The 26991-nt window shown below is 59.0% G+C and carries 22 protein-coding genes and 2 tRNA genes; 17 read left to right on the top strand and 7 right to left on the bottom strand.

The window, feature by feature from the left end; all coding sequences use genetic code 11:
- Positions 1 to 129 precede the first annotated feature (129 nt).
- From gltX to KZ772_RS04390, 3 genes are all read left to right on the top strand, one after another.
- The gene (gene gltX, locus KZ772_RS04400; protein WP_290538631.1) at positions 130 to 1614 is read left to right on the top strand and encodes a glutamate--tRNA ligase; all 1485 of its coding nucleotides are present in this window, start codon (positions 130 to 132) and stop codon (positions 1612 to 1614) included.
- 301 nt (positions 1615 to 1915) lie between these two features.
- Positions 1916 to 1991: transfer RNA gene (locus KZ772_RS04395), tRNA-Ala, on the top strand.
- A 5-nt stretch (positions 1992 to 1996) separates the two neighbouring features.
- Positions 1997 to 2072, top strand: a tRNA-Glu gene (locus tag KZ772_RS04390).
- Between the two features lie 86 nt (positions 2073 to 2158).
- Here KZ772_RS04390 and KZ772_RS04385 read toward each other — a convergent pair.
- From KZ772_RS04385 to gltA, 6 genes are all read right to left on the bottom strand, one after another.
- Positions 2159 to 2911, bottom strand: coding sequence for a TIGR01458 family HAD-type hydrolase (locus KZ772_RS04385; RefSeq protein WP_290538630.1), 753 nt, complete (start codon positions 2909 to 2911; stop codon positions 2159 to 2161).
- 49 nt (positions 2912 to 2960) lie between these two features.
- Positions 2961 to 3668 carry an RES family NAD+ phosphorylase gene (locus KZ772_RS04380; protein WP_290538629.1) on the bottom strand — a complete coding sequence of 236 codons (708 nt, stop codon included), beginning with the start codon at positions 3666 to 3668 and terminating at the stop codon, positions 2961 to 2963.
- Entirely contained in the window at positions 3659 to 4066 is a 408-nt protein-coding gene (locus tag KZ772_RS04375; protein WP_035244067.1) for an MbcA/ParS/Xre antitoxin family protein, read from the bottom strand. The genes KZ772_RS04380 and KZ772_RS04375 overlap by 10 nt, the downstream gene beginning before the upstream one ends.
- Positions 4067 to 4338: 272 nt before the next feature.
- Positions 4339 to 5226, bottom strand: a complete 888-nt coding sequence (locus tag KZ772_RS04370; protein WP_290538628.1) for an NAD(P)-dependent oxidoreductase — start codon at positions 5224 to 5226, stop codon at positions 4339 to 4341.
- Positions 5213 to 6325 (bottom strand): SMP-30/gluconolactonase/LRE family protein, encoded by a 1113-nt coding sequence (locus KZ772_RS04365; RefSeq protein WP_290538627.1) that lies wholly within the window; start codon positions 6323 to 6325, stop codon positions 5213 to 5215. The genes KZ772_RS04370 and KZ772_RS04365 overlap by 14 nt, the downstream gene beginning before the upstream one ends.
- A 355-nt stretch (positions 6326 to 6680) precedes the next feature.
- Complete coding sequence (gene gltA, locus KZ772_RS04360; protein ID WP_062816189.1) at positions 6681 to 7964, bottom strand: citrate synthase; 1284 nt, start codon at positions 7962 to 7964, stop codon at positions 6681 to 6683.
- Positions 7965 to 8418: 454 nt separating this feature from the next.
- Here gltA and sdhC point away from each other — a divergent pair, with 454 nt between their 5' ends.
- The 9 genes from sdhC to sucD all read left to right on the top strand — a co-directional run bounded on the left by sdhC (position 8419) and on the right by sucD (position 19813).
- The gene (gene sdhC / locus KZ772_RS04355) at positions 8419 to 8793 is read left to right on the top strand and encodes a succinate dehydrogenase, cytochrome b556 subunit (protein ID WP_273009616.1); all 375 of its coding nucleotides are present in this window, start codon (positions 8419 to 8421) and stop codon (positions 8791 to 8793) included.
- Positions 8787 to 9158: a succinate dehydrogenase, hydrophobic membrane anchor protein gene (gene sdhD, locus KZ772_RS04350; protein WP_290510422.1), complete on the top strand. Its 372-nt coding sequence runs from the start codon at positions 8787 to 8789 to the stop codon at positions 9156 to 9158. Before sdhC ends, sdhD begins: the two co-directional genes overlap by 7 nt.
- Positions 9159 to 9161: 3 nt before the next feature.
- The gene (sdhA, locus tag KZ772_RS04345; protein ID WP_290538626.1) at positions 9162 to 10937 is read left to right on the top strand and encodes a succinate dehydrogenase flavoprotein subunit; all 1776 of its coding nucleotides are present in this window, start codon (positions 9162 to 9164) and stop codon (positions 10935 to 10937) included.
- 12 nt (positions 10938 to 10949) lie between these two features.
- Complete coding sequence (locus KZ772_RS04340; protein ID WP_290510420.1) at positions 10950 to 11666, top strand: succinate dehydrogenase iron-sulfur subunit; 717 nt, start codon at positions 10950 to 10952, stop codon at positions 11664 to 11666.
- 393 nt (positions 11667 to 12059) lie between these two features.
- Positions 12060 to 14894 carry a 2-oxoglutarate dehydrogenase E1 component gene (locus KZ772_RS04335; protein ID WP_290538625.1) on the top strand — a complete coding sequence of 945 codons (2835 nt, stop codon included), beginning with the start codon at positions 12060 to 12062 and terminating at the stop codon, positions 14892 to 14894.
- Between the two features lie 13 nt (positions 14895 to 14907).
- On the top strand, positions 14908 to 16167 hold the full coding sequence (gene odhB, locus KZ772_RS04330) for a 2-oxoglutarate dehydrogenase complex dihydrolipoyllysine-residue succinyltransferase (protein WP_290538624.1): 1260 nt from the start codon (positions 14908 to 14910) through the stop codon (positions 16165 to 16167).
- 93 nt (positions 16168 to 16260) lie between these two features.
- Positions 16261 to 17700 carry a dihydrolipoyl dehydrogenase gene (gene lpdA / locus KZ772_RS04325; RefSeq protein WP_290538623.1) on the top strand — a complete coding sequence of 480 codons (1440 nt, stop codon included), beginning with the start codon at positions 16261 to 16263 and terminating at the stop codon, positions 17698 to 17700.
- A 71-nt stretch (positions 17701 to 17771) separates the two neighbouring features.
- Complete coding sequence (gene sucC, locus KZ772_RS04320; protein ID WP_290510416.1) at positions 17772 to 18941, top strand: ADP-forming succinate--CoA ligase subunit beta; 1170 nt, start codon at positions 17772 to 17774, stop codon at positions 18939 to 18941.
- The gene (gene sucD / locus KZ772_RS04315; protein WP_290510415.1) at positions 18938 to 19813 is read left to right on the top strand and encodes a succinate--CoA ligase subunit alpha; all 876 of its coding nucleotides are present in this window, start codon (positions 18938 to 18940) and stop codon (positions 19811 to 19813) included. Before sucC ends, sucD begins: the two co-directional genes overlap by 4 nt.
- A 51-nt stretch (positions 19814 to 19864) precedes the next feature.
- On the opposite strand, the gene KZ772_RS04310 is transcribed toward sucD, so the two are convergent.
- Positions 19865 to 20101, bottom strand: a complete 237-nt coding sequence (locus KZ772_RS04310) for a PA3496 family putative envelope integrity protein (protein ID WP_290538622.1) — start codon at positions 20099 to 20101, stop codon at positions 19865 to 19867.
- 514 nt (positions 20102 to 20615) lie between these two features.
- On the opposite strand from KZ772_RS04310, the gene KZ772_RS04305 reads away from it, so the two are divergent.
- The 5 genes from KZ772_RS04305 to sixA all read left to right on the top strand — a co-directional run bounded on the left by KZ772_RS04305 (position 20616) and on the right by sixA (position 26780).
- On the top strand, positions 20616 to 22241 hold the full coding sequence (locus KZ772_RS04305) for a hypothetical protein (protein ID WP_290538621.1): 1626 nt from the start codon (positions 20616 to 20618) through the stop codon (positions 22239 to 22241).
- Positions 22238 to 23140 (top strand): TIGR01777 family oxidoreductase, encoded by a 903-nt coding sequence (locus KZ772_RS04300; protein ID WP_290538620.1) that lies wholly within the window; start codon positions 22238 to 22240, stop codon positions 23138 to 23140. The genes KZ772_RS04305 and KZ772_RS04300 overlap by 4 nt, the downstream gene beginning before the upstream one ends.
- Positions 23141 to 23216: 76 nt before the next feature.
- Entirely contained in the window at positions 23217 to 25070 is a 1854-nt protein-coding gene (gene htpG, locus KZ772_RS04295; RefSeq protein WP_290538619.1) for a molecular chaperone HtpG, read from the top strand.
- Positions 25071 to 25275: 205 nt separating this feature from the next.
- Entirely contained in the window at positions 25276 to 26307 is a 1032-nt protein-coding gene (locus KZ772_RS04290) for an NAD(P)H-dependent glycerol-3-phosphate dehydrogenase (protein ID WP_290539517.1), read from the top strand.
- Positions 26304 to 26780, top strand: a complete 477-nt coding sequence (sixA, locus tag KZ772_RS04285; protein ID WP_290538618.1) for a phosphohistidine phosphatase SixA — start codon at positions 26304 to 26306, stop codon at positions 26778 to 26780. Before KZ772_RS04290 ends, sixA begins: the two co-directional genes overlap by 4 nt.
- The last annotated feature ends 211 nt before the right edge of the window (positions 26781 to 26991 follow it).

Here is a 26991-nt window from a genome sequence, read left to right as displayed (position 1 = left end):
AGTCTGCCGGCGGCGTGCCGGCAGAAGAATGAGTGGCGTTCAACCTTAGCAGAAAGGCGCGGGTGGATGTCTATATGGATCACGCTTTGGCAGGTATAATCCGCGCCAGTTTGCCTTATTGGAGTCAGCATGACCGTCCGTACTCGCGTAGCGCCGTCGCCCACCGGCGACCCCCACGTAGGCACCGCCTATATTGCCCTGTTCAATCGCTGCTTTGCCCACCAGCACGGTGGTCAGTTCATTCTGCGTATTGAAGATACGGACCAGACCCGTTCCACCGACCAGTCCGAACAGATGATTCTGGATTCGCTCAAGTGGCTGGGGCTGAGCTGGGACGAAGGCCCGGATGTGGGCGGCCCCCACGGCCCGTATCGGCAGAGCGAACGCAAGCACATGTACCGTGAGTACGCGGAAGCGCTGATCGAGAAAGGCCATGCCTTCAAGTGCTACCGCACCAGTGAAGAGCTGGACACCCTGCGTACCGAGCTGAAAGAGCAGGGCCAGAATCGGGCACTGAAGCCGATGGATCTGGAGCTGCCCGCCGACGAGCAGGCAAAGCGTGAAGCGGAAGGGGCGCCCTACGTGATTCGCATGCGCGTGCCCACCGATGGCCGCTGTGAGATCCAGGACATGCTGCGTGGCACCGTGGAGCTGGACTGGGCGCTGGTGGATGCACAGATCCTGCTCAAGTCCGATGGCATGCCCACCTACCATCTGGCCAATATCGTGGATGATCACCTGATGGAGATCACCCACGTGATCCGTGGTGAGGAATGGTTGAACTCCGCCCCCAAGCACAAGCTGCTGTATGAGTATTTCGGTTGGGACATGCCGGAGCTCTGCCATATGCCGTTGCTGCGCAACCCGGACAAATCCAAGCTCAGCAAGCGCAAGAACCCCACCAGCATCCTGTTCTATCAGCGCATGGGCTATCTGCCGGAAGCGCTGGTGAATTACCTGGGGCGGATGGGTTGGTCCATGCCGGACGAAAGCGAGAAATTCACCCTGGCGCAGATGCAGGATGCCTTCGATATCAATCGAGTGTCCCTGGGCGGTCCCGTCTTTGATGTGGAAAAGCTGAGCTGGCTGAATGGCCAATGGCTGCGTGAGCAGAGCGACGAGCAGTTCCTGGATACCTTGCTGGACTGGGCCTACAACCGCGATTACGCCATGAAGATCATCCCTCACCTGCGCCAGCGGGTGGAAACCCTGTCGGATGTGGCGGACAAGGCGGCCTTCTGTTTCAGCGGCATGCCGGCGATCAGCGAGGCCAGCTTCGAGCACAAGCAGTACGGTGCCGAGGACATGAAGGTGTGGCTGCAGTACCTGCTGTGGACCTATGAAGCTCGCAGTGACTGGAATCGTGACGGCCTGTTTGCCGATGCCAAGGCCATTGCCGATGCCCTGGAAGTGAAGATCAAGGACTTCCTGTTCCCGGCCTTCGTTGCCATTGCCGGCACCAGCGGCAGCTTCTCGGTGGTGGATTCCATGGAAATCATCGGCGCCGACCTGAGCCGCGCTCGCCTGCGCAACGCCATCGAGGTGCTGGGCGGGGTGTCCAAGAAGCAGATGAAGAAGCTGGAGAAGGCCTACCGGGATTTGCCGGTAGGCTGAGTTGCAAGTTAAAAGTTGAAAGGCGCGGTCAGGTTCCATGGGGTCTGATTGGCCGTGCCCGCGCACCATGTTATCCGCAATCGCGGTGAGGGCGGCGCTGTTTGGCAGGGCTTTTGTCGCGTTGTAACTTTCAACTTGCAACTTTCAACTGATGTTGCCCAGTTTTTCAGCAGCTTGTTCAGGATGTAGCCAAACGGACTTCATTCTGAAAAAAACACCAGGCCAGCGCTTGACAGAGTAGGGGGGCTGGGTAGAATACGCCGCACCAACCGGGACGCACCTTGTCCCGATTGTCGTATTTGGGGCCATAGCTCAGCTGGGAGAGCGCAACACTGGCAGTGTTGAGGTCGGCGGTTCGATCCCGCCTGGCTCCACCAAATACGTCCCCTTCGTCTAGTGGCCCAGGACACCGCCCTTTCACGGCGGTAACAGGGGTTCGACTCCCCTAGGGGACGCCATATAGAAAGGCCCTGCTCGAAAGAGTGGGGCCTTTTTATTTGTGCGTATTTTGCCTCGGGGGTGCGCGCCCTTGACGGCCTCTCTTTTATCCAAGCAGCTGGGCCACGGCGCTGATGTCGGTTTCCAGGCGGAACTCCCCGGCAATGCTTTTCTCATCACCGGGCCGGTACTTACCGGTCTGCACCAGGCAGGCCTGCATGCCGCTGTTGAGCGCGCCTTCCACGTCTCCGTGTACATCGTCACCGACCATCAGGGTGTTTTCGGGCCGGGTGCCCAGGTCGGCGAGCACCTGTTCGAAGAAAGCAGGGGAGGGCTTGCCGGTGATGATGGCCCGGCAGTTGGCGGCATACTCGAGGGCCCTGACAAAGGGGCCGGCATCCAGGTGCAGCCCGTCATCCAGTTGGTAGTAGCGGTTTTCGCCAATGGCAATCAGGGGCGCGCCGTCGTGCAGCAGGCGGAACGCCTGGTCCAGGTGGTCATAGCTGAATTTCTTGCCGGCATCACCCAGCAGCACGGCATCGGCTTGCTTGCCTTGCAGGTCGGCAAATTCCTCTTTCAGGTTGGGGTGAAACAGACAGTAGGGGGTCAGATTGTGGCGGGTCAGGTAGTCGTGGGCCGCTTGCGGCGCGGTAAACAGCTCGGCCTCGTCCACGGCCAGGTTCAGGCTGGCCAGGTCGTTGAGTATCTGGCTGCGGTTGCGCTGGGAGGTGTTGGTGACAAAACGCAGGGGCAGGCCGGTGGCACGCAGTGTATCGAGCGCCTCCAGGGCACCGGGCAACAGACGCGGGCCCTGATAGAGCACGCCGGCCAGGTCCAGGCAGATGGCATGCAGCGGCATGGCACTCCTCCGTGAGGGTTCTCATGTCAGGATAGTGCGGGCTGTCGTTTCAACTCAAGCGGCGAATGGTCAGGGTATGGGCGATCTTTTCCCCATCCCAGATGTATTCGTAGTGGGCGCTGGGGGTGATGGCCTCCAGCGGCTGGGGGGTGAACAGGGCGTAGCAGTGGCTGCCGGGGGCGCGGACCGATTCGTAGTGGAGGCCGGTTTCACGCTGCTGCTGGAGCTGCTGGCCCAGCTGCCGTGCGGCCCGGTAATCATGCGGGTCATGCCAGTGCGGATGCTGCGTTGCCGGGGTGATGTCGCACAGGGTGGCGGAGAAATGAACCTTGAGGCCGCGCATGACAATGCGATCGTATTTCAAGCCCTCTACCCGCTGGAAGTAACGCTGCTGATGATAGCGGGTTTCGGCCAGGGCGGTGGCCATTCGATCCGCGCAGTAGAAGACGCCGTAGGCACCATCGGAAAACCGGGAGCCGGCCGGGCTCACATGAACAAAGGGGCCCAGGGCATAGTTGCAGCCGGGAATGCCCCAGGGACGCTCTGCGGGCGGTACCCGGTTCAGGTCGCCCACCTCGTTCTGCAGGCGCGGATTGGTCAGGGCCTGTACCGCAAACAGGGCGTCGAAATCCGTCTGGTCCGCCACATCGTCAAAGATGGCGATGGGCGGATATTTGCCGTTGACCAGCCGGTAGGCGGTCTGGGAGGAGAGTGTGTGTCGGGGCAGGGCGTGGATCTCGGTTTCCCTCATCCCCATTGCCCGCCCCGCAGGCTGTCCAGCTGACGGTGCACTTCGTAGAGGCTGGCCACGCGGCCGTTGCTCATGATGTCCATGGGCGTGGCGCCGTTGAAGAACGGGTTGTGGTTGGCCATGCGTACGAAGCCATAAACGTTTTCCCGGTTTCCGAACAGGGTGCGTAGCGCCTGATGGATGTTCAGCAAATAGCTCAGGCGCTCCAGCAGGTCGTTGCCGACCCGGGCGCTGTCCGGCTGGCTCTGGTACTTGTGCAGGGTGGAACGGCCCACGCCGAGCAGGGCCATCTTTTCCTTTTCACTGCACTGCCAATGCTCCAGGAGCTTGAGGACGGCGCGCAGAGCCGCATGGCGGGCGCCGTCGTCCAGTGCCTGGGGTGTCTGTTGTCTGGCTGCTTCCATAGCGCCTCCTGACTCGATGATTCAATAATGATCTTTTTTGTCTATTTTGTCTATATGTGGACGAATGGCTCTGAGAAGGTCCTGGTGCCCAGGCAATGGGACGAATTGGGGCCTGAAGGGTGATGAAAAAGGAGGGCGTTTTGGTGAAAAAGACAGGGGCGGGTACAGGGTTGTGTATCTTCGGGGGGAGCCAATTCCCTGCCCAACAATGAGGCAAGGCAATGTGTCAGTGGCAATGCAGCGGCGCTGCTGCCCCGTGATGGGGCAGTATTTCAGTCCTGATCCTGGGTCTTTAGCAAGCGGCGTAGCAGTGAGGAAGTATCCCAGCGCCCGCCACCCATTGCCTGAATTTCGCGGTAGAAATCATTGACCTGGGATGTCACCGGCAGGGTTGTGCCGTTGCGGGCCGCTTCCGCCAGACAGATATCCAGGTCCTTGCGCATCCAGTCCACCGCAAAGCCGTGTTCGTACTGGTCGTCGATCATGGTCTGGTGGCGATGGCTCATTTGCCAGGAGCCAGCGGCGCCATGCTGGATGGTGTCGAAGACTTTGCCGGCATCCAGCCCGGCATTCTGGGCAAAGGCCACGCCTTCCGCCAGGGCTTCCACCAGACCGGCTACGCAGATCTGGTTGACCATCTTGGTGAGCTGACCGCTGCCCGCCGGCCCCATCAGGTTTGCGGCCTTGGCATAGTGATTCAGCACCGGAACAACACGCTGGTAGGCGGCGTCGTCACCGCCACACATGATCGACAGCTGGCCGTTCTCGGCACCCTGCTGGCCGCCGGACACGGGCGCATCGATAAAGTCGGCCTGACGGTCACGGCAGGCGGCGTCCAGCTCCCGGGCCACGGCGGCGCTGGCGGTGGTGTGGTCCACTAGCAGGGCCTGTTTGCCGAGGGTTTCCAGCACGCCGTCGGGGCCCAGGGTTACCTGCCGCAGGTCGTCGTCATTGCCCACGCAGACAAACACCATGGCGGCTCCTGCGGCGGCTTCCGCCGGGGTGGCTGCGGTGCGGCCGCTGAAATCCCGGGCCCACTGGCTGGCCCGGCTGGCGGTGCGGTTGTAGACGGTCATGGACAGCCCGGCTTCAGCCAGATGGCCGGCCATGGGATAACCCATGGTGCCCAGTCCGATAAAAGCGGCGTTAATCTGTGACATGGCTGGCGTCTTGCTCCGTGAGGGTGGCGGGGTCATTGGCCGGTAGCGGGTAGGCGGCAAAACGGGGGGCCGTGAGGCTACCCAGGTAAAGGGTATTGCCGTGCTGTTCCACGCTGGTGATGGGGGCGAAAGCGTCGGCACTGGTATCCTGCAGGTTGTGGGTCACTTCGCCCTGTTCGTTCAGGCCCAGTACAAACCCGTGATGAGCCGGCTGGGGCTGCAGGAAGGAGGGTAGACGGAAGGCCACCTTGCGCAGCAGTGGCTTGTCGGACATGGCATCCAGCATGGCGTTGCGCGGGCTGAACAGGGCCACCCAGAAGGTGCCGTTGCCGTTGGCGGAGACGCCGTCGGGAATGCCCGGCAGGTTGTCGACGAAGACATCATGGCTGCCGGCTTTATCGCCTTTCAGCCAGTAACGGACAATCCGGTAACTGCCGGTTTCATTGACCAGCACAAAGTCTTCGTTCTGTGACACGGCGACGCCGTTGGCGAATTGCAGGCCATCAAGCAGGACGTCTGTGTGGTCGCTGGCCGGGTCGTAACGCAGCAGACGGCCGTGGCCACCGTGCTCAAGGATATCGTCGCGGGCGTGCAGTGCTGGGCCGAACTTGCTGGAGGCATCGGTGAAGTAGATAACCCCGTTGCTGTCCGCGTCCACATCATCGGTGAACTCGTAATCTATACCGTCTGCCCGTTGCGAGAGCGCGGAAATGGCCCCGGACGGGCTGATGCTGAGCAGTCCCTTGTAGCCATCGGCGACGAGCAGATTGCCTTGCGGGTCGAAATCCAGGCCCAGCGGACGGCCCTTGGTGTCGGCAATCAGGTCCGGGTTGCTGCCATCAGGGTCAAAGCGAACGATGCGCCCGTCCACATAACCCACATAGAGAAAACCGTCGTCATCAATGGCCACGTCTTCCGGGCCGATGCCTTCATCGACAGCCAGGGAGCGGCTTTCCGCCAGGGCAGAGTTGCTGGCGTAGGGGCCTTCCAGTGCCGGCGCCTCGGGCGCTTGCCAGGCCACCGGATCGATGGAAACCGGCCAGAACAACAGATAGCCAACCAGAATGATGAGAATCAGCAGTGCGATGTTTTTTATCATTGGAATCCGGAAGATCAATTAACGGAAAGCAGATGCTTGCATGGAGGGCGCAGTGGCGCAAATGCAGGGTGCTAATCATTGCGGATGAGCGTGGTTAGGGTGGGCGGTAAAGGCAGAATCTGTTTTTACCACAGAGGGCACAGAGCTCACTGAGGAAAAGAGACTACAGCTGCAGGTTTTCTGGGGGCGCTATGCAGATAGCCAGTGGCACGCAGTGCGCTCTTGCCCCTGAAAAGAAAGGGTTTTACTCGGTGAGCTCTGTGCCCTCTGTGGTAAAGAGCCTTTGAACCTAACAGGCAGCAGGCACAAAAAAACCGCCCGAAGGCGGTTTCTTTGTGTGGCGCTAACGAGGGGCTTATTTGCGCTCGTTGACCGGTACGAACTCGCGTTCGGTCTCGCCGGTGTACAGCTGGCGCGGACGGCCAATCTTGTACGGGTTGGAGATCATTTCGTTCCAGTGCGCGATCCAGCCCACGGTGCGGGACAGGGCGAAGATCACGGTGAACATGGACGTCGGGATACCAATCGCTTTCAGGATGATACCAGAGTAGAAATCCACGTTCGGGAACAGCTTCTTCTCTTTGAAGTAGGGGTCGCTCAGGGCGATTTCTTCCAGCTTCATGGCCAGTTCCAGCTGCGGGTCGTTGACACCCAGCTCGGCCAGTACTTCGTGGCAGGATTCGCGCATTACGGTGGCGCGCGGGTCGTAGTTCTTGTAGACCCGGTGACCGAAGCCCATCAGCTTGAACGGATCGTTCTTGTCCTTGGCCTTGGCGATGTAGGTGTCGATGTTATCCAGGCTGCCGATTTCATCCAGCATGTTCAGTACGGCTTCGTTGGCGCCGCCATGTGCCGGCCCCCACAGAGCAGAGATGCCCGCAGCAATACAGGCGAACGGGTTGGCACCGGAAGAGCCAGCCAGACGCACGGTAGAGGTGGAGGCGTTCTGCTCGTGGTCTGCGTGCAGGATGAAGATGCGATCCATGGCCTTGGCCAGGGTCGGGCTGATTTTGGACTCTTCACAGGGGTTGCCAAACATCATGTGCAGGAAGTTTTCTGCATAACCCAGGTCGTTGCGCGGGTACATGAAGGGCTGGCCCAGCGCGTACTTGTAACACATGGCCGCAATGGTGGGCATCTTGGCGATCAGGCGGTACGCAGTGATTTCACGGTGTTCGGGATTATTGATATCCAGAGAGTCGTGGTAGAAGGCGGAAAGGGCGCCAACCACGCCGCACATGATGGCCATGGGATGGGCATCGCGGCGGAAACCGTTGAAGAAGTTACGAATCTGCTCGTGCACCATGGTGTGGTTCTTCACGGTGCTGACGAATTGCTCTTTCTGCTCTGCTGTCGGCAACTCGCCGTAGAGCAGGGTGTAGCACACTTCCAGGTAGTCGGACTTGCCGGCCAGTTCCTCGATGGAGTAGCCGCGATGCAGCAGCTTACCCACTTCACCGTCGATAAAGGTGATCTTGGATTCACAGGAGGCGGTGGAGGTAAAGCCCGGGTCGAAGGTAAAGACACCATTGGCTACCAGTTTGGACACGTCAATAACGTCGCGGCCCAGTGTCGGGGAGTAGATAGGCAGGTCCAGGTCCTTACCATCTACCTTGAGAGTGGCTTTCTTCTCGGTCATGGGAATCTCTCCATTGGCGGACGAGGGAACGTTCCTCAAGGCAAGGAAGGTCCTCCAAAGCGCGGGGGAAGGTAAAGTTTTGACACACCTTTGTCAACGCGAACCCGGGAACCGGTGGGTCAGACTTTTGTAGGGTAAACAGCTTGTTACGGCAAAAACCGCGTTTTGCATCAGGGTGGTGCGAGCTCTTTTTATAACGCTCACATCCGGTGCGCCATTGTAAATCAAGGTGTTAGAGAAAAGATACTGTGTCTGAATGGTGCGCAGCGTTTGTTTTGCTCATGGTGCGGCGATATACTGCCGCCCGGCAGAAACCTCTGACTGGGGGTTTTGTGTGGGCCCACCCCGGCCCGGGCGAGGTTGTTAAGATCAGACTTCACGTTTTGATCTCAACAACTTTGCCAAAGTTCCCGACAACCGCCCCAACCTGGGGCCCGGCTATAAGTAGGCTACCGTGAACGATAAGCGACCCGTTAACCTCGATCTGAGCACGATCAAGTTCCCGGTCACGGCTATAGCATCTATCACCCACCGTGTAACCGGCGTTGCCATTTTCCTGGCGTTGCCGATTCTTCTGTGGATGCTGGATCGCTCCCTGGCGTCTCCCGAGAGCTTTGCGGACCTGAAAGAACTGATGACCTCCCCGCTGGTGAAGCTGGTGGTATGGGCCATTCTGGCTGTACTGCTGTATCACCTGGTGGCAGGTATTCGCCACCTTATTATGGATGCTGGCGTGGGTGAGACCCTGGAAGGCGGCCAGCGCGGCGCCAAGCTGGTGTTCATCATCTCTGTAGTACTGATTCTGCTGGTAGGAGGCTGGATATGGTAACCAGTGTGACGAGCCTGGGCCGTAACGGCCTGTATGACTGGCTCATTCAACGTGTGTCTGCCGTTATCATTGGTGTGTACATGATCGGCATGCTGGGCTACCTGATGTTGTCCGGTGATCTGGACTATGGCAGCTGGAAGGCCCTGATGGGCTCTGTTTGCATGCAGATTGCCAACACCCTGCTGGTAGTTTCCGTCGCTGCACATACCTGGGTAGGCCTGTGGGGCGTAACCACCGACTACCTGACCGGCATGACCCTGGGTAAAGCTGCCACCGGCGTTCGCCTGATTGCCCAGTTGGCAATCGCACTGGCTCTGGTGGTGTATCTGCTGTGGGGTCTGGTTCTGATCTGGGGAGGGGCGTAATCCATGTCCATTCGCACTATTACGTTTGACGCTATCGTCGTAGGTGGTGGTGGTGCCGGTATGCGCGCCTCACTGCAAATGGCCCAGTCCGGTTTCAAGACTGCGCTGATTTCCAAAGTCTTTCCGACCCGTTCGCACACCGTGTCCGCCCAGGGCGGCATCACCTGTGCGATCGCGTCTGCCGATCCCAACGATGATTGGCGCTGGCACATGTACGATACCGTCAAGGGCTCCGATTACATCGGTGACCAGGACGCCATCGAATACATGTGTAACGTGGGCCCGGAAGCGGTGTTCGAGCTGGACCATATGGGTCTGCCGTTCTCCCGTACCGAAGAAGGCCGTATCTATCAGCGTCCGTTCGGTGGCCAGTCCAAGAACTTCGGTGAAGGTGGCCAGGCGGCCCGTACCTGTGCCGCCGCTGACCGTACTGGTCACGCGCTGCTGCATACCCTTTACCAGCAGAACCTGAAGAACGGCACCCAGTTCTACAATGAGTGGTACGCTGCCGAACTGGTCAAAGATGCTGACGGTAATGTCTGTGGCGTGATTGCCATCGACATCGAGTCCGGTGAGACCGTGTTCTTCAAGGCCAAGGCAACCGTATTTGCCACCGGTGGTTCCGGCCGTATCTACGCCTCCACCACCAATGCCCTGATCAACACTGGTGACGGCGTGGGCATGGCCCTGCGTGCCGGCCTGCCGGTGCAGGACATCGAGATGTGGCAGTTCCACCCCACCGGCATCGCCGGCGCTGGTGTACTGGTAACCGAAGGTTGCCGGGGCGAGGGTGGTTACCTGATCAACAAGGACGGCGAGCGCTTCATGGAGCGTTACGCGCCGAACGCCAAAGATCTGGCGTCCCGCGACGTTGTTGCCCGTTCCATGATGATGGAAATCCTGGATGGCCGCGGTGCCGGTCCGGATGGTGATCACGTGTTCCTGAAGCTGGATCACCTGGGTGAAGAAGTCCTGCACAGCCGCCTGCCGGGCATCTGTGAGCTGGCCATTACCTTTGCGCAGACCGATCCGGTGAAAGAGCCCATTCCGGTTGTACCTACCTGTCACTACATGATGGGCGGTATCCCCACCAATGTTCACGGCCAGGCGATCAAGCTGAGCGGCGGCCATGAAGGCGAAGACCAGTTCGTTAACGGTCTGTTCGCGGTGGGTGAAGTAGCCTGTGTATCTGTACACGGTGCCAACCGTCTGGGCGGCAACTCGCTGTTGGATCTGGTGGTGTTCGGTCGTGCGGCCGGTCTGTTCATCGAAGATCAGCTGCGTCAGGGTATGACCCAGTACGAGCCCACCGATGCCGACATCGACCAGGCCCTGTCCCGCGTGCGTCGCTGGGATGAGTCCAGTGGTGGTGAGTCTGTCTCCGCCCTGCGCAAAGAGCTGCAGAGCGTGATGCAGAATCACTTCGGGGTGTTCCGCAAGGGCGACCTGATGGCGGAAGGTGTAGCCAAGCTGGCGGATCTGCGTGAGCGGATTTCCAAGGCGCACCTGGATGACAAGAGCAAGCCGTTCAATACCGCGCGTATCGAAGCGCTGGAGCTGGACAACCTGCTTGAAGTGGCGGAAGCCACTGCCATCGCCGCAGAGGGACGTACCGAAAGTCGTGGCGCGCATTCCCGTTACGACTACCCGGATCGTGATGATGAGAACTGGCTCTGCCACTCCATCTTCGACCCCAAAGCCAAGAAGCTGGGCAAGCGTGAGGTGAACTTCAAGCCGAAGACCGTTGACACCTTCCAGCCCAAGGCGCGGACCTACTAAGGGGAGCTAACGATGAAAGTCAGTATCTATCGCTACAATCCGGAAACGGACCGCGAGCCGAGCATGAAGGAGTATGAGGTCGATACCCAGGGTAAAGACCTCATGGTGCTGGACATTCTGGCGCTGGTGAAAGAGCAGGACGAATCCATGTCCTACCGTCGCTCCTGCCGTGAAGGCGTCTGTGGTTCCGACGGCATGAACATGAACGGCAAGAATGGCCTGGCCTGTATCACTCCGCTGTCCCAGGTGGCGCCGGGTGTACTGGAAGGCAAGAAGCCGCTGATCCTGCGCCCGCTGCCGGGCCTGCCGGTGATTCGTGACCTGGTGGTGGACATGGGCATGTTCTACAACCAGTACGAGAAGGTGCAGCCGTTCCTGCAGAACAACACGCCGGCTCCGGCCATCGAGCGCCTGCAGACCCCGGAAGATCGTGCCAAGCTGGACGGTCTGTACGAGTGTATTCTGTGTGCCTGTTGCTCTACCAGCTGCCCAAGCTTCTGGTGGAACCCGGACAAGTTCCTGGGCCCGGCGGCCCTGTTGCAGAGCTACCGCTTCCTGGCGGACAGCCGCGACAATGCCACCGAAGAGCGACTGAGCAAACTGGACGACCCGTTCAGCCTGTTCCGTTGCCACGGCATCATGAACTGCGTCAGCGTGTGTCCGAAAGGGCTCAACCCGACCCGGGCCATTGGCCATATCCGTTCCATGCTATTGGAGCGGGGCATCTGACCCGAATGAAAAAGGCGGCCATGTGGCCGCCTTTTTTGTTTCTGGCAGAGCTGAATTGTCGCGAGCAGCTGTCTATTCGACGTTTCGCCAATGCAGCGACAGGCATAAGAAGTGTTACCTTATTTTATCAAGACGGCGTCTAACAAAAGCGAAATAAAAGGGCTACACTAGACGGCGATTCGAGGTAATCCCTCGTCGAGAGCTGGCAGAATACTCACTCTCACCCAACCCGGTGAAGATGGGTGATTTTGTTGCATCTCATGGGTGGGGCAGGGCTTAAAAGGCGCTGCCCCGGACAATACAAAGCGTACGGGAACAGGGTCGCCCCCCTGTGGTCGCAGTGACACCACCTACCACAGAGTGTGACACCTCCCGCTGAAGGAACGAGCTGACATGCAAGACAGTTCCATGCAGCGCCAATGGCAGTCCTCCCACATTGGAGGAGCCAACGCCGCCTATGTCGACGAACTGTACGAATCCTATCTGACTGACCCCAATTCTGTGCCGGAAGACTGGCGCGTCTATTTCGAAAAACTCCCCAGTGTTGATGCCGCCGTCGAGTCCGACGTTCCCCATGCGGCTGTTCGCGAATACTTCCTGCTGCAAGCCAAGAATCGTTCCCGGGTGCAAAAGTTCGGTGCCAGTGCGGTCAGTACTGAGCACGAGCGGCGCCAGGTGCGGGTGTTGCACCTGATTGCGGCGTACCGCAACCGGGGCCATCAGGTGGCGAAGCTGGATCCGCTGGGGATCATGGAACGCGAAGCGGTACCGGATCTGGAGTTGTCTCACCACGGGTTAAGCCCCGCGGACCTGGATACCGTATTCCAGACCGGCAACCTGTTTATCGGCAAGCCGGAAGCGACCCTGCGCGAAATCGTTGACTGTCTTCAGGGTACCTACTGCTCCAGTGTGGGTGCCGAGTACATGCACATCGTCAACACCGCGGAAAAACGCTGGTTGCAACAGCGCATGGAAGGGGTGCGCAGCCATCCTGAATACGGTGAAGACGTTAAGAAACATATTCTCGAGCGTCTCTCCGCCGCCGAAGGCCTGGAAAAATACCTGGGAAGCAAGTACCCCGGTACCAAGCGCTTTGGTCTCGAAGGCGGTGAATCCCTGATTCCGTTGATGGACGAAATCATTCAGCGGGTGGGCAGCTACGGGGCCAAGGAACTGGTCATTGGCATGGCCCACCGGGGTAGACTGAATGTGCTGGTCAACACCCTGGGCAAAAGCCCCAAGGACCTGTTCGAGGAATTCGATGGCAAGAGCTTCATCGAAACCGGTTCCGGTGACGTAAAGTATCACCAGGGCTTCTCCTCCAATGTGCAGACCTCCGGTGGTGAAGTCCATCTGGCCATGGCGTTCAATCCGTCTCACCTGGAAATCGTTTCTCCGGTGGTGGAAGGCTCGGTGCGGGCTCGACAGGACCGCCGTGAGGATTATGAAGGTGAACAGGTGGTGCCGATCCTGCTGCACGGGGACGCGGCTTTCGCCGGCCAGGGTGTGGTCATGGAAACCTTCCAGATGTCGCAGACCCGCGGCTTCAAGACCGGCGGCACCTTGCATGTGATCATCAACAACCAGGTGGGTTTTACCACCAGCCGTCGTGAGGATGCCCGCTCCACGGAGTACTGCACCGACGTGGCGAAGATGGTGCAGGCACCGATCTTTCACGTGAATGCGGATGATCCGGAAGCGGTTTACTTTGTTACCCAGCTGGCGGTGGATTACCGCATGCAGTTCAAGAAGGACGTGGTGATCGACCTGATCTGCTATCGCCGTCTGGGGCACAACGAAGCGGATGAGCCGTCATCCACTCAGCCGTTGATGTACAAGAAGATCAAGTCCCATCCGACTACTCGTACCCTTTATGCGGAACGCCTGGTCAGTGAGGGCGTGGTCAGTGAGCAGGCCGCGCAGAAGACCGCAGACGATTACCGCAACATGCTGGACGCGGGCGACCATGTGGTGAAATCCCTGGTCCGCGAACCCAACAAGTCCCTGTTCGTAGACTGGTCACCCTACATCGGCCATCAGGTTGAAGATGACTGGGATACCAGCTATCCGCTGAAAAAACTGCAGGATCTGGCCACTCGTCTGGAAACACCGCCGGAAGGTCTGGTGGTCCAGCGCCAGGTGAAAAAGATTCTCGAAGACCGCCGCAAGATGACCGCCGGCGCGTTGCCGCTGAACTGGGGCTACGGGGAAACTTTGGCCTACGCCACCTTGATTGATCAGGGTTTTCATGTGCGCCTTACCGGGCAGGACTCCGGCCGCGGTACGTTCTCCCATCGCCACGCGGTGCTGCACAACCAGAAAGACGGTGAGCAGTATGTACCGCTGCAGCACCTTTATGAGGGTCAGCCACGTTTCGATATTTACGATTCGTTGCTGTCTGAAGAAGCGGTGCTGGGGTACGAGTACGGCTATTCCACCACCACGCCCAAGACCCTGGTGATCTGGGAAGCCCAGTTTGGTGATTTCGCCAACGGCGCTCAGGTGGTGATCGATCAGTTCATTTCCTCCGGAGAAGCCAAGTGGGGCCGGCTGTGTGGCCTGACCATGCTGTTGCCCCATGGCTATGAAGGGCAGGGGCCGGAGCATTCCTCCGCTCGTCTGGAACGATTCCTGCAACTGTGCGCCGAGCACAACATGCAGGTCTGCGTGCCCAGCACCCCGGCGCAGATTTATCACCTGCTGCGTCGCCAGGCGGTACGGCCGTTGCGCAAGCCGCTGGTGATCATGAGTCCGAAGAGCCTGCTGCGGCACAAGAAAGCGATTTCCACGCTGGAAGAGCTGGCCGACGGTATTTTCCGTACCGTGCTGGATGATCCTGCGGAGCTGGATCGCGACAAGGTGAAACGGGTAGTGATGTGTTCCGGCAAGGTCTACTACGACCTGCTGGAAAAACGCGACAGCGATGAGTTGATCGACACCGCACTGATTCGTGTCGAGCAGCTCTATCCGTTCCCGGAGCAGCGCTTGCAGGAAGTGTTGGAGGGCTACCCCAATCTGGAGAACCTGGTGTGGTGTCAGGAAGAGCCCATGAACCAGGGCGCCTGGTATTGCTCCCAGCACCATATGTACCGGGTGGCTCGCGAGGTCGGAGACCTGCGGGTGCATTACGCAGGCCGGGATATGGCTGCCGCGCCGGCAGCTGGCTCCATGGCCCTTCATGTGGAACAACAGCAGCGTCTGGTCCAGGACGCCTTCGAGATCAAGTAGATAAGGATTAGGCATGGCGACTGATATCAAAGCTCCGCAGTTTCCCGAATCAGTAGCGGACGGCACCGTAGCCACCTGGCACAAGCAGGAAGGCGAAGCGGTCAAGCGTGATGAGCTGCTGGTGGACATCGAAACCGACAAGGTGGTGCTGGAAGTAGTGGCACCAGCTGACGGTGTAGTCAGCAAGATTCTCGCCGCAGAAGGCGACACCGTTGAGAGCCAGCAGGTGCTGGGTCATTTCGAAGAGGGCGCCAGCGGCGCGGCGTCGTCTGGCGGTGACAAGGCTGATACGGCTCCGGCCGAGCAGAAGCAAGAGGAGCCGGCAGCAGAAAAGGCGCCTGCCAATGAGGCTGCCAGCGACGACGACAGCGCATCGGATCAGGCCGGCCCGGCTGCCCGCAAGCTGATGAGCGAACATGGCGTTGCCGCTGCGCAAGTGACTGGTACCGGCAAGGGTGGCCGCATCACCAAGGCGGACGTGGAAAAAACCATCAGCGCCAAGGAAGAGAAGCGGGCCAGCCAGCCGGCACCGCAGCAGCCGGCCACCCTGGATGTACCGGCAACGCCGGGTGAACGCGAAGAGCGCCGGGTACCCATGACCCGTCTGCGCAAGCGTATCGCCGAACGACTGGTGTCTGCCCAGCAGAACTCCGCCATGTTGACCACCTTCAACGAGGTCAACATGAAACCGATCATGGATATGCGCAAGCATTACCAGCCGGAATTCGAAAAGGCCCACAACGTGCGCCTGGGCTTCATGGGCTTCTTTACCCGTGCCTGCGTGGAAGCGCTCAAGCGCTACCCGGCGGTGAATGCGTCCATTGATGGTGACGACGTGGTTTACCACGGGTACTACGATGTGGGTGTGGCGGTATCCACCGAGCGTGGTCTGGTGGTTCCGGTGATTCGCGATGCGGATCAGCGTGGTCTGGCGGAAGTAGAATCCCAGATCATCGAGTACGGCCAGAAAGCCCAGAAGGGCAAGCTCTCCATCGAGGAAATGACCGGTGGCACCTTCACCATTTCCAATGGCGGGGTGTTCGGGTCACTGATTTCCACGCCGATTCTCAATCCGCCGCAGACGGCCATTCTCGGTATGCACAAAATCCAGGAACGCCCCATGGCGGTGGACGGCAAGGTGGAAATTCTGCCGATGATGTACCTGGCGTTGTCCTATGACCACCGTTTGATCGATGGCAAGGAAGCGGTGCAGTTCCTGGTGGCAGTGAAGAACTTTATCGAAGATCCGGCGCGCCTGCTGCTGGATATCTGAATGTATGCCTGCACGCATCACGTTGGCACGCAACCACGCTCCGGGCGTGCCAGCGTGTTGCGTGAAGCGTGCCTGCGATTGAAGGAATAGATCATGACTGACAAGTACGACGTCATTGTCATCGGTGGTGGGCCCGGCGGTTATGTGGCCGCCATCCGTTGTGCGCAACTGGGTTTCAACACGGCCTGCATCGAGAAACGCATCAACAAACAGGATGAACCGGCACTGGGCGGTACCTGCCTGAACGTGGGCTGTATTCCCTCCAAGGCGTTGCTGGATTCTTCCTGGAAGTATCACGAAGCGCAGAGTTCTCTGGCTGATCATGGCGTCAAGCTGGGCGACGTGAGCCTGGACCTGGATACCATGCTCAAGCGCAAGGACACCATCGTCCGCAACCTGACCGGCGGCATCGCCCAGCTCTTCAAGGCCAACAAGGTCACCTGGTTGCAGGGCTCCGGACAATTGAAAAGCGGCAAGCAGGTGGAATTCACCCCACTGGAAGGGGATGCACAGAGTCTGCAGGCCGAGCACATCATTCTTGCCGCTGGCTCCGTGCCGGTGGAGATTCCGCCGACACCGGTGGATCAGAAAATTATCGTCGACTCCACCGGTGCCTTGGATCTTCCCGAAGTGCCCAAGCGCCTCGGCGTGATCGGTGCCGGTGTGATCGGTCTGGAGCTGGGCAGCGTCTGGGCCCGGCTTGGCAGTGAAGTGGTGGTGCTGGAAGCGGTGGATACCTTCCTGCCCACGGTGGATCAGCAGATTGCCAAGGACGCCAAGAAACAGTTCAGCAAGCAGGGCCTGGATATTCGTCTCGGTGCCCGGGTCACCGGCTCCGAGGTGAAGAAGAACCAGGTCGTGGTGAGCTTCACCGACAAGGACGGCGACCAGCAGGAGACCTTCGACCGCCTGATCGTGGCCGTGGGCCGACGCCCTTACACCGAAGGCCTGCTCAGCCAGGATGCCGGTGTCAGCCTGGATGAGCGTAATTTCGTTTACGTGGACAACCAGTGCCGTACCGATGTGCCCGGTGTTTACGCCATCGGCGATCTGGTCCGTGGCCCGGCGTTGGCGCATAAGGCCATCGAAGAAGGCGTGATGGTGGCCGAGGTGATTGCCGGCGAGCACACCCAGGTCAACTACGATGCCGTCCCCGGGGTGATCTATACCCACCCGGAAGTGGCCTGGGTGGGCAAGACCGAAGAAGAAGTGAAGGAATCCGGTGAAGCCTACAAGACCGGTGCAGTGCCGTTCGCAGCCAATGGCCGTGCCATGGCGGCTGGCGAGACCGGGGGCATGGTGAAGTTTGTGGCCGATGAGAAAACCGACCGCATTCTCGGTATGCACGTGGTGGGGCCACAGGCCTCGGAACTGATCCAGCAAGGTGTGGTGGCGATGGAATTCGGCGCCACCATTGAAGATTTGCAACTGATGGTGTTCGGTCATCCGAGCCTGTCGGAAACCGTTCATGAAGCCGCCCTGGCCGTGGATTACAAGGCAATCCATGTGGCGCAGCGTCGGCGCAAGAAATAACGCCGCAGAACGGTCGCGAAGTGACGGCGTCCAACCGGGCGCCACTCATTCATTGATATGGAAGTATTGGCATGAATCTCCATGAATATCAGTCAAAGCAGCTTTTTGCTGATTATGGTCTGCCAGTTTCTACCGGTTTCGCCTGCGATACTCCGGAAGAGGTCGCAGCCAAAACCAAAGAAATTGGTGGTGAAAAGTGGGTGGTAAAAGCCCAGGTACACGCCGGTGGCCGGGGTAAGGCCGGGGGCGTGAAACTGGTGAACAGCCCGGAAGAAGCGGCGGAGTTTGCCAAAAAGTGGCTGGGTAAAAACCTGGTCACGTTCCAGACCGATGAGCATGGTCAGCCGGTGTCCAAGATCCTCGTGGAAACCTGCACCGACATCGCCAAGGAACTGTACCTGAGTGCGGTGTTTGACCGTGCCTCCCGGCGTGTTGTGTTCATGGCCTCCACCGAAGGTGGCGTGGACATTGAAACCGTTGCGGAAGAAACCCCGGAAAAAATCCTCAAGGCAGAAGTGGATCCGCTGGTTGGCGCACAGCCCTACCAGGCCCGCGAGATCGCCTTCAAGCTTGGCCTGGAAGGCAAGCAGGTGGGCCAGTTTGCCAAAATCTTTGTAGGCCTGGCGAAACTGTTTGAAGACAAGGATCTGGCACTGATCGAAGTGAACCCCCTGGTGATCACCGATCAGGGTGATCTGCACTGTCTGGACGCCAAGATCAACGTGGATGGCTCAGCACTTTATCGCCACCCGGACATCAAGGCCCTGGAAGATCCCAGCCAGGAAGACGAGCGTGAGCGTCGTGCTGCGGAGTGGGACCTCAACTATGTAGCGCTGGATGGCAACATCGGTTGCATGGTGAACGGTGCTGGCCTGGCCATGGGCACCATGGACCTGGTGAAGCTGAAGGGCGGTGCCCCGGCCAACTTCCTGGATGTGGGCGGCGGCGCTACCAAGGAACGTGTTACCGAAGCCTTCAAGATCATTCTTTCCGATGATCAGGTGAAGGGCGTGCTGGTGAACATCTTCGGCGGTATCGTTCGTTGCGACCTGATTGCCGAGGGCATTATCGGGGCGGTCGAGGAAGTGGGTGTGACGGTGCCGGTGGTCGTTCGTCTCGAAGGTAACAACGCGGAGCTGGGCTCCCAGAAGCTGGCAGAAAGCGGCATGAATATTATCGCCGCGCAAAGTTTTGACGATGCTGCCGAGCAGGTAGTAAAAGCAGTGGGAGGTGCCGCATGAGCGTACTGATCGACAAGAACACCAAAGTTATCTGCCAGGGTTTCACCGGCAGCCAGGGTACCTTCCATTCCGAGCAAGCCATTGAATACGGTACCAAGATGGTCGGTGGTGTGACCCCGGGCAAGGGCGGCCAGACGCATTTGGGCCTGCCGGTGTTCAACACCGTGGCCGAGGCAGTTGCCGAAACCGGCGCTACTGCCAGTGTCATCTACGTGCCGGCGCCGTTCTGCAAGGACTCCATCCTGGAAGCCGCTGATGCGGGTATCGAGCTGATCGTCTGCATCACCGAAGGCATCCCGGCGCTGGATATGCTGTACGTGAAGGAATACATCACCCGCAAGGGCGGTGTGCGCCTGATCGGCCCCAACTGCCCGGGTGTGATCACCCCCGGTGAGTGCAAGATCGGTATCATGCCCGGTCACATTCACCAGCCAGGCAAGGTGGGCATCGTATCCCGCTCTGGTACCCTGACCTATGAGGCGGTTAACCAGACCACCAAACTGGGCTTTGGTCAGTCCACCTGTATCGGCATTGGCGGTGACCCGATTCCGGGTACCACCTTTATTGATGCCCTGGAATTGTTCCAGAATGATCCCCAGACCGAAGCCATTGTCATGGTCGGCGAGATCGGTGGCACCGCGGAAGATGAAGCAGCAGCCTATATCAAAGAGCACGTGACCAAGCCGGTGGTGAGCTATATCGCCGGTGTAACCGCGCCTCCAGGCAAGCGTATGGGCCATGCCGGCGCTATCATTGCCGGCGGCAAGGGCACTGCGGACGAGAAGTTTGCAGCCCTAGAAGCGGCCGGTGTGAAAACCGTGCGTAATCCTGCGGAAATTGGTAAGGCTGTTAAAGAAGCGACAGGCTGGTAATCAAAGCCTGCACGGATACAAAAAAGGCCGGCAAAATGCCGGCCTTTTTTGTTAGTGAAGAATGTCGTCGTCCAGGCTAAAGAACTCGTATTCGTTGAGTTCCTTTTTCAGGCGACGTTCCTCCAGGCGATCCTCGATGCGATGGCGCATGTCCATATTGAAAGAGCGGGAACGTGCACTGCGCTCTTCCTGCTCTTCATCACCGGTATCGTCATCCAGGATATCGAAATCTTCGTTCATCAGCAGATCTTCCGAATCAAGGTCTTGCTCATTACGATGGTTACTCATGGTGGCCTCCTGTGTCTGACCTCCTCAAACAACCTGTTAATCGGCTAGTCAGGTCCGGGGCACCGGTTTCCTAACATCCTCAGCGCCTGTATATATCCTGATTTCCCCCCGTACAAGTTTTTTTTTATTTCCGATGATAAGTGGTGGTGGTGGGAACGCCCGGCGGCGCCGGCGGCCGCTGTAGCAGGTTGCGGCAAGGTGGAGTGTGATGGAGATCATGCCTGACTGCCGTATAGCAAAATCAGTCACTTAAGTGCTGGAATGCCTGGGCCCGGCTTTGTAAAGTGGGGCCATCGGGAAAACCATTTCGTCCGGAGCCCGCAGAGCCTCTTTGGGGTTCGTCTCGGCGGGCTGTACCGCTAAGAACCGCTCGCTTTCGAGTCTCATAGTGCAGGATTATATGGCAATGGCTGACATTGGAAGGCCAATCTGAGGGGAAAACGTGCCGACACACGGTTCACAGAAGCTGATTCAACGCTCCGTTGAGAGACTTATCTGTTGAGAGAATAAGAAGATGGCAGAACTGCTGATCATAATCGGGGTAAGTGGGCTCATCATCTGTACCCTGGGCCTGATGCATGAGGCTGGCAGCCGGGGGCACAGCGCCCTGTTTTTTCTGGTTCCCCTGGCAAGCCTGGGGCAGGTGCAGCAACACTGGGAAGAATATCGCTGGTGGGCATTGGGGCGTGTTGCTTCTCTGCTTACCGCGGCAGTCGGTATTGCCTTGTTCCTGGCAACCGGCCAGAGCCCACTTGAGCAGGCTCCCCGTCAGAATCTGGCTGGCCAGGCCGGCCAGGTGTTGCGGGGCGATAATATGGCGTCCAGTACCGCTTTTGTGACCTCTGAGGAGGCCGCGTTACTGGTGGTGGAAGGGCAGGGGAAAGCCCTGTCCGGTCGACTGCACGGAAAAAAATTCCGCTATAACCGTGTGGCGTTGATCGATGGCGTGCTGACGGCCAGTCAGGGTGAAGGTTTCCTGCCCGAGCTGGAAGTACGCATCCTGCTGGGCTGGGATCCGAAAGAGATCACCGAGCGCCGTACAATGCTGGTGAACCCTTCCGATGAAGGGGCGCCTGTTGTGCATTTATCCTGGAAACCGGACGGACAGGACTACCCGGAAACCCGCATCTTTGCCGGCGGCTATCGCATGGAGCTGGCACTGGCGCCACTGGATACAGACCAGCTTTCCGGTTCCATGGTGCTGGTCATGCCTGACAGTTTCAAAAGCTATCTGGTCGGAGACTTCACGGCGTATTCCAATCATCTCCGCTATCGTAATGGTGTTGTGGATTTGCACTTCGATCACGATGATACCCTGGCGTATGTGGCCGAGGATTATCTGGCAACCCAGTTCCCGGAAGGGGTGCTCGAATCCGTCCAGGCTGAGCATGTTCAGCTGAGACGTGCCGAGGGCAGCGGTCAGGTGATGTCCCGGGTGGTACTGACCAACGGTGCGGTGGAACAACGGCATGTGCGTCTGGAGAAAAGCGAAGTGGGCTGGGCCGTGGTTCCGGGGTCAATGGAAACCCGGGTGATCACTGAGCCGCGAGAAGGCAGTGCAACCCTGATATCGCCGGTGTTCGAGAAAGCGGCGCCAGAACCGGCACAGTCGTTACCGCCGGTGGAGAAGACCTTCCCGGAGCTGGTGGCCTATGTGGACAGGAATGTGCTGCTGGAAACCCACAGCGGCCGTCAGCTTGATGGGGTATTGCGCCGTGTCAGTGGCGATCGCCTGTGGCTGGTCATGAATGTGGGCAGCGGAAACGTGGAGCGTAGTGTGTCCGCTGAGGAGCTTAAATCACTGACCTTGTCCACTGGACAACGCATTGACCTGCTCTCTGAGGGGGAGGCAGACAATGAGGCCGGGGTTGTCTATGAGAGTGAGTCCCCTGTTATCCAGTCGGAGCAACCCGGCAGCAGGGTAGGCGAGCCGGTAGAGGAAATATCTGCGAGACTGAAGGAGCTTCGTGCCCTGGTTGGAAAATCTGTCACCATCACCGCCAGTGACGTTGCTACCCGCACAGGGATCCTGCAGGCGGTCAGCGACGATCATTTGACCTTGAGTGTGGCGGTGGGAGCAGGCAACATCGAATACTTCTATGACATGAATAGCATTCAAAAGGTTGAGGCAGCGCGTTGAAGATACTGATTACCGGAGGCAGTGGATTTATCGGGCAACACCTGTGCCGCAGACTGGCGGCTCACGGTCATGAGCTCATTGTGCTCAGCCGCCGTCCGCGGCGGGTCGCCAAGCTGTTGCCGGAGGAGACCCGTATCGTGTCGTCCCTGGACGATATCGTTGATGACGAGCCCATTGACGGCATCATCAACCTGGCCGGCGAAAGTCTTTTTGCCGGGCGCTGGACGGAACGTCGCAAGAAGGTACTGTTCGATTCCCGTATTGGTGTCACCCAGGGGCTGGTTGGCCTGGTGTCCAGGTTGCAGCGCAAGCCGGCGGTGATGGTATCCGGTTCTGCGGTGGGATTTTATGGGGATGCCGGTAATGCGGAACTGACCGAGGACAGCGCTGCCCGCAAGCGTGATTTCGGTTATCTGCTCTGTGATGCCTGGGAGCAATCGGCACGGCCTGTGTCCCGTCAGGGGGTGCGGTTGTGTCTGGTACGTACCGGCATTGTGCTGGGGCGTGATGGCGGCATGCTTGGCAAGCTGCTACCGGTTTACCGGCTCGGGTTTGGTGCCATGCTCGGTGATGGTAGCCAGTGGTTGAGCTGGATCCATATTGACGACATGGTGGCGATTCTGGTGCGGGCGGTGGAAACTCCGGGGATTGATGGAGTGTTCAATGCCACGGCTCCGGCGCCTGTCACGCAACGTGAGTTCCATCGTTCCCTGGCCAGTGCGGTCAAGCGCCCGGCTTTTCTGCGGGTGCCGTCAGTGGCTTTGCGTGCCGGTCTGGGTGAGCAGTCAGAGATCCTGCTGGGCGGCCAACGGGTGTATCCCCGTCGCCTGGAGCAACAAGGTTTCGTGTTCCGTTTTCCGGATCTGACCTCGGCACTGGCTCACCAGGTCACGCGCTGAGCTCTTTCCTCCCCCCTTGAAAAACTCACGGCTGCCCCTATTACACCCGGGTGATTAACCCCCATAGGAGTCAGCCGTGTCCGTAGAAAAACAAACCCATGGTTTTCAGGCAGAAGTATCCCGCCTGCTGCACCTGATGATTCATTCCCTGTATAGCAACCGGGAAATTTTTCTTCGTGAATTGATCTCCAACGCCTCCGATGCTTGTGACAAACTGCGTTTCAAGGCACTGGACGAGCCGTCGCTGCTTGAGTCAGGGAGCGATCCGGCCATCAGCCTGCGGATAGACAAGGAGGCGGGCACCCTCACCATTGCCGATAACGGTATCGGCATGAATCAGGAAGAGGTGATCGAGAATCTGGGTACCATCGCCCGTTCCGGCACCGAAAAATTTCTGGCCTCGCTGAGTGGTGATCAGAAGAAGGATGCCCAGCTTATCGGTCAGTTTGGTGTGGGTTTCTATTCCGCGTTCATTGTCGCCGATCGGGTAACCGTGGAAAGCCGCAAGGCCGGTACCGATGCCTCTGCCGGTGTGCGCTGGGAAAGCGACGGCCAGGGTGAGTTTACCGTGGAGGCTATTGACCGGGCAGAGCAGGGCACGGCGGTGATTCTGCATCTGCGCAAGGATGCCCGGGAGTTTCTGGATGATTTCAAGGTCCGCCAGGTGGTTCACCAGTACTCGGATCATGTGGCGTTCCCGATCACCCTTGTCACCCCGGGTGAAGGAGACGAAGAGGAAAAAACGGAAACCCTCAACTCTGCCACGGCCCTGTGGCAGAGGCCCCGTCAGGAAATCAGTGACGAGGAGTACCAGAATTTCTACAAGCACATCAGCCACGATTTCCAGGATGCCCTGAGCTGGAGCCACAACAAGGTTGAGGGCAAGCTGGAATATACCAGCCTGCTTTACATACCGGCCCGGGCACCTTTTGATCTGTATCACCGTGAAGCCAATCGTGGTCTTAAGCTCTATGTGCAGCGTGTCTTTATCATGGACGATGCGGAGCAGTTTCTGCCCCAGTACCTGCGCTTTATCAAGGGGGTGATTGATGCCCCGAACCTGCCTCTGAACGTGAGCCGGGAGCTGCTGCAGGACTATGGTCCGGTACAGAAAATCCGTGCAGCGTTGACCAAGCGTGTGCTGCAGATGCTCAAGAAGCTGGGCAATGACGAGGAAAAATACGCCACCTTCTGGTCCCATTTCGGTCAGGTGATCAAGGAAGGCATCGGCGAAGACCGTGACAATCAGGAGGCGATTGCCGCCCTGTTGCGATTTGCCAGCAGCAAGCAGCCGGACAAGGTGGCCACTTCACTGGACCAGTACCTGGAGAACAAACCGGCAGACCAGGACAAGATCTATTACCTGCTGGCTGACACGCCGTCGGCGGCAGAGAACAGCCCGCACCTGGAAGTGTTCCGCAAGAAAGGCATCGAAGTGCTGTTGCTCAGCGACCCGGTGGACGAATGGATGGTCAGCTACCTGGACAGCTACAAGGATGTGAAGCTGGTCAATGCGGCCCGTGGCGAGCTGGATCTGGGTGAAGAGGCGGACAAGGCGGATAACGAGAACCCGCTGATCGGCCGTCTCGGCAGCACCCTGGCAGAACGGGTGGAAGCGGTACGTGCCACCTCCCGGCTGGTGGATTCCCCGGCCTGTCTGGTGTTGGCCGAAGACCAGCTGGGGCCACAGATGCGTCGCATGCTGGAAGCCGCCGGCCAACCGGTCCCGGAAAACAAACCGGTGCTGGAAGTGAATCTGAGTCACGGCTTGCTACAGGCGCTGGCCGAGATGGAAGAGGGCGAACGCTTCGACGATCTCGCGGCACTGCTGCTCGATCAGGCCATGCTGGCGGAAGGACAATTGCCGAAAGACCCGGCGGCCACCGCACGGCGCCTGCAGGGAATGCTGGTGAAGGCAGTGAACAGTTAACAGCGACGCGATCAGTGTGGCTGCATTTCCAACCCCAAGAGGCCGCGCCCATATCCTGGGCGCGGCCTCTTGGGGTTCTGATATGACAATAATTCTCCGCGCAGCTGTTAACTATTCACTGTTCACTGTTAACTGCTCTGCCGCGTTGTATCCCTGACGGGGGGCGCTTATGATGCCCCAAAAGCTGCTATACAAGGCGTTCCGTATGGAGCAGGAAAGACATAATGCAACGATTCTGGGCGGTGGCAGTTTTGGCACCGCCATGGCCAGCATTCTGGCCGCTAATGGACACCGGGTGAATATCTGGGTGCGTGACCCGGAAACCGCTGCGGCGATCAATCTGGATCGCGAGAACAGCCGCTACCTGCCCGGTGCGGAATTACCCGCCGGAGTGAACGCCACAGACAGCCTGGAAGAGGCACTGGATCAGGCATCCCTGGTGTTTGTGGCCATTCCCAGCAAGGCGTTCGTGGAGGTTCTCCGGCAAGCCAGGGAATGGGTGCCAGCGGATACGCTGGTGATCAGTTGTACCAAGGGTATTTATTCCGAAGGGTTTCTGCTGATGAGCGAAGTGCTGCAGCAGGAATGGCCTCACGCTCGTATCGGTGCGCTCAGTGGCCCCAATCTGGCCAAGGAAATTGTCGAGCAGAAGTTCAGTGGAACCGTGGTGGCAAGCCCGGATGAGGAGCTGTGCCAGGTGGTACAGACAGCCCTGAGCTGTGATTATTTCCGCGTCTATGACAACCCGGATATTTACGGTGTGGAGCTGGGTGGTGCCCTGAAGAATATCTATGCGGTGGCATCCGGCATGGCAGCGGCCATCGGCGTGGGCGAAAACAGTCGCAGTTTCATGATCACCCGTGCCCTGGCAGAAATGAGCCGTTTCGCGGTGGAGCTGGGGGCCAATCCAATGACGTTCCTGGGACTGTCAGGAGTCGGGGATTTGATCGCCACCTGCAGCTCTTCCTTGTCACGTAACTACCAGGTTGGTTTCCAGCTGGGTCAGGGCAAGAGCCTGGAAGAGGCGGTGGAAAGCCTGGGGCAGACCGCGGAAGGCATCAACACCATCAAGCTGGTGGCCGACAAGGCCGCCGAGCTGGGGGTCTATATGCCCTTGGCCACCGCATTGTACCAGATCGTCTACCATGGCCAGCCGCTGGAACTGGTTATCCAGCAACTGATGAGTGGGGAATACAAGCACGATGTGGAGTTTCAACTGGCGGGAACCGGGCTGTGAGGCTTTATCTTAGCCGGCACGGGCAGGCGGTCTCCCAGGCACCCACCGATGCGCAGCGCCCGCTGACCGAAACCGGCAGAGCGGCGCTGCTGGCCCACTGGCAGCTCATGCGTAGCAATGGCATTATCGTCACCGCTCTTATCGCCAGCCCTTATGTGCGTGCCCAGCAGACGGCTGACTGTATCGAGCAGGTCTATGGTGATCTTCCTCGTCTGACCTGCGAGCAGTTGGTGCCGGACGCACACCCGGGGCAGCTTTTCGACTGGCTGCTTGCCAATCCGCCCGCAGAGCATACCGTGCTGGTCAGTCACATGCCGCTGGTGGCCCAGTTGACGGCCAGCTGGACCGGTTCGGCCGAGCGTATCGGTTTCAATGTGGGGACGGTGGCCTGCCTGGACGTGGACGTGGCTGCAGCCGGCGGTGCCCGGCTGTTATGGTTACGCAGTCCGGGGGAGGCTGTGGCTGGCCGCTGATCCGCAAAACCCTACCCTCGGTAACCCTTCCTGTACCGTTCGCCGTTGGGCGCTGGTCAGGGCATTTGTGATTCCCTAATCTGACCCTGATGGCACTTGAACGCATGGCAGACTCCTGAATGGTGTCATCGGAACCACCCTAAGGGGGGGAATGCGATGTCTCCTTGCGTCGCATCAACTTAGGCAGATCCTCGGGCACCAACCTATGTTG

The organism is Alcanivorax sp. (assembly GCF_019431375.1).
GTDB classification, from domain to species: domain Bacteria; phylum Pseudomonadota; class Gammaproteobacteria; order Pseudomonadales; family Alcanivoracaceae; genus Alcanivorax; species Alcanivorax jadensis_A.
Note: the sequence above shows the minus strand (reverse complement) of the source record. Positions and strands in the feature narration are given on the sequence as shown.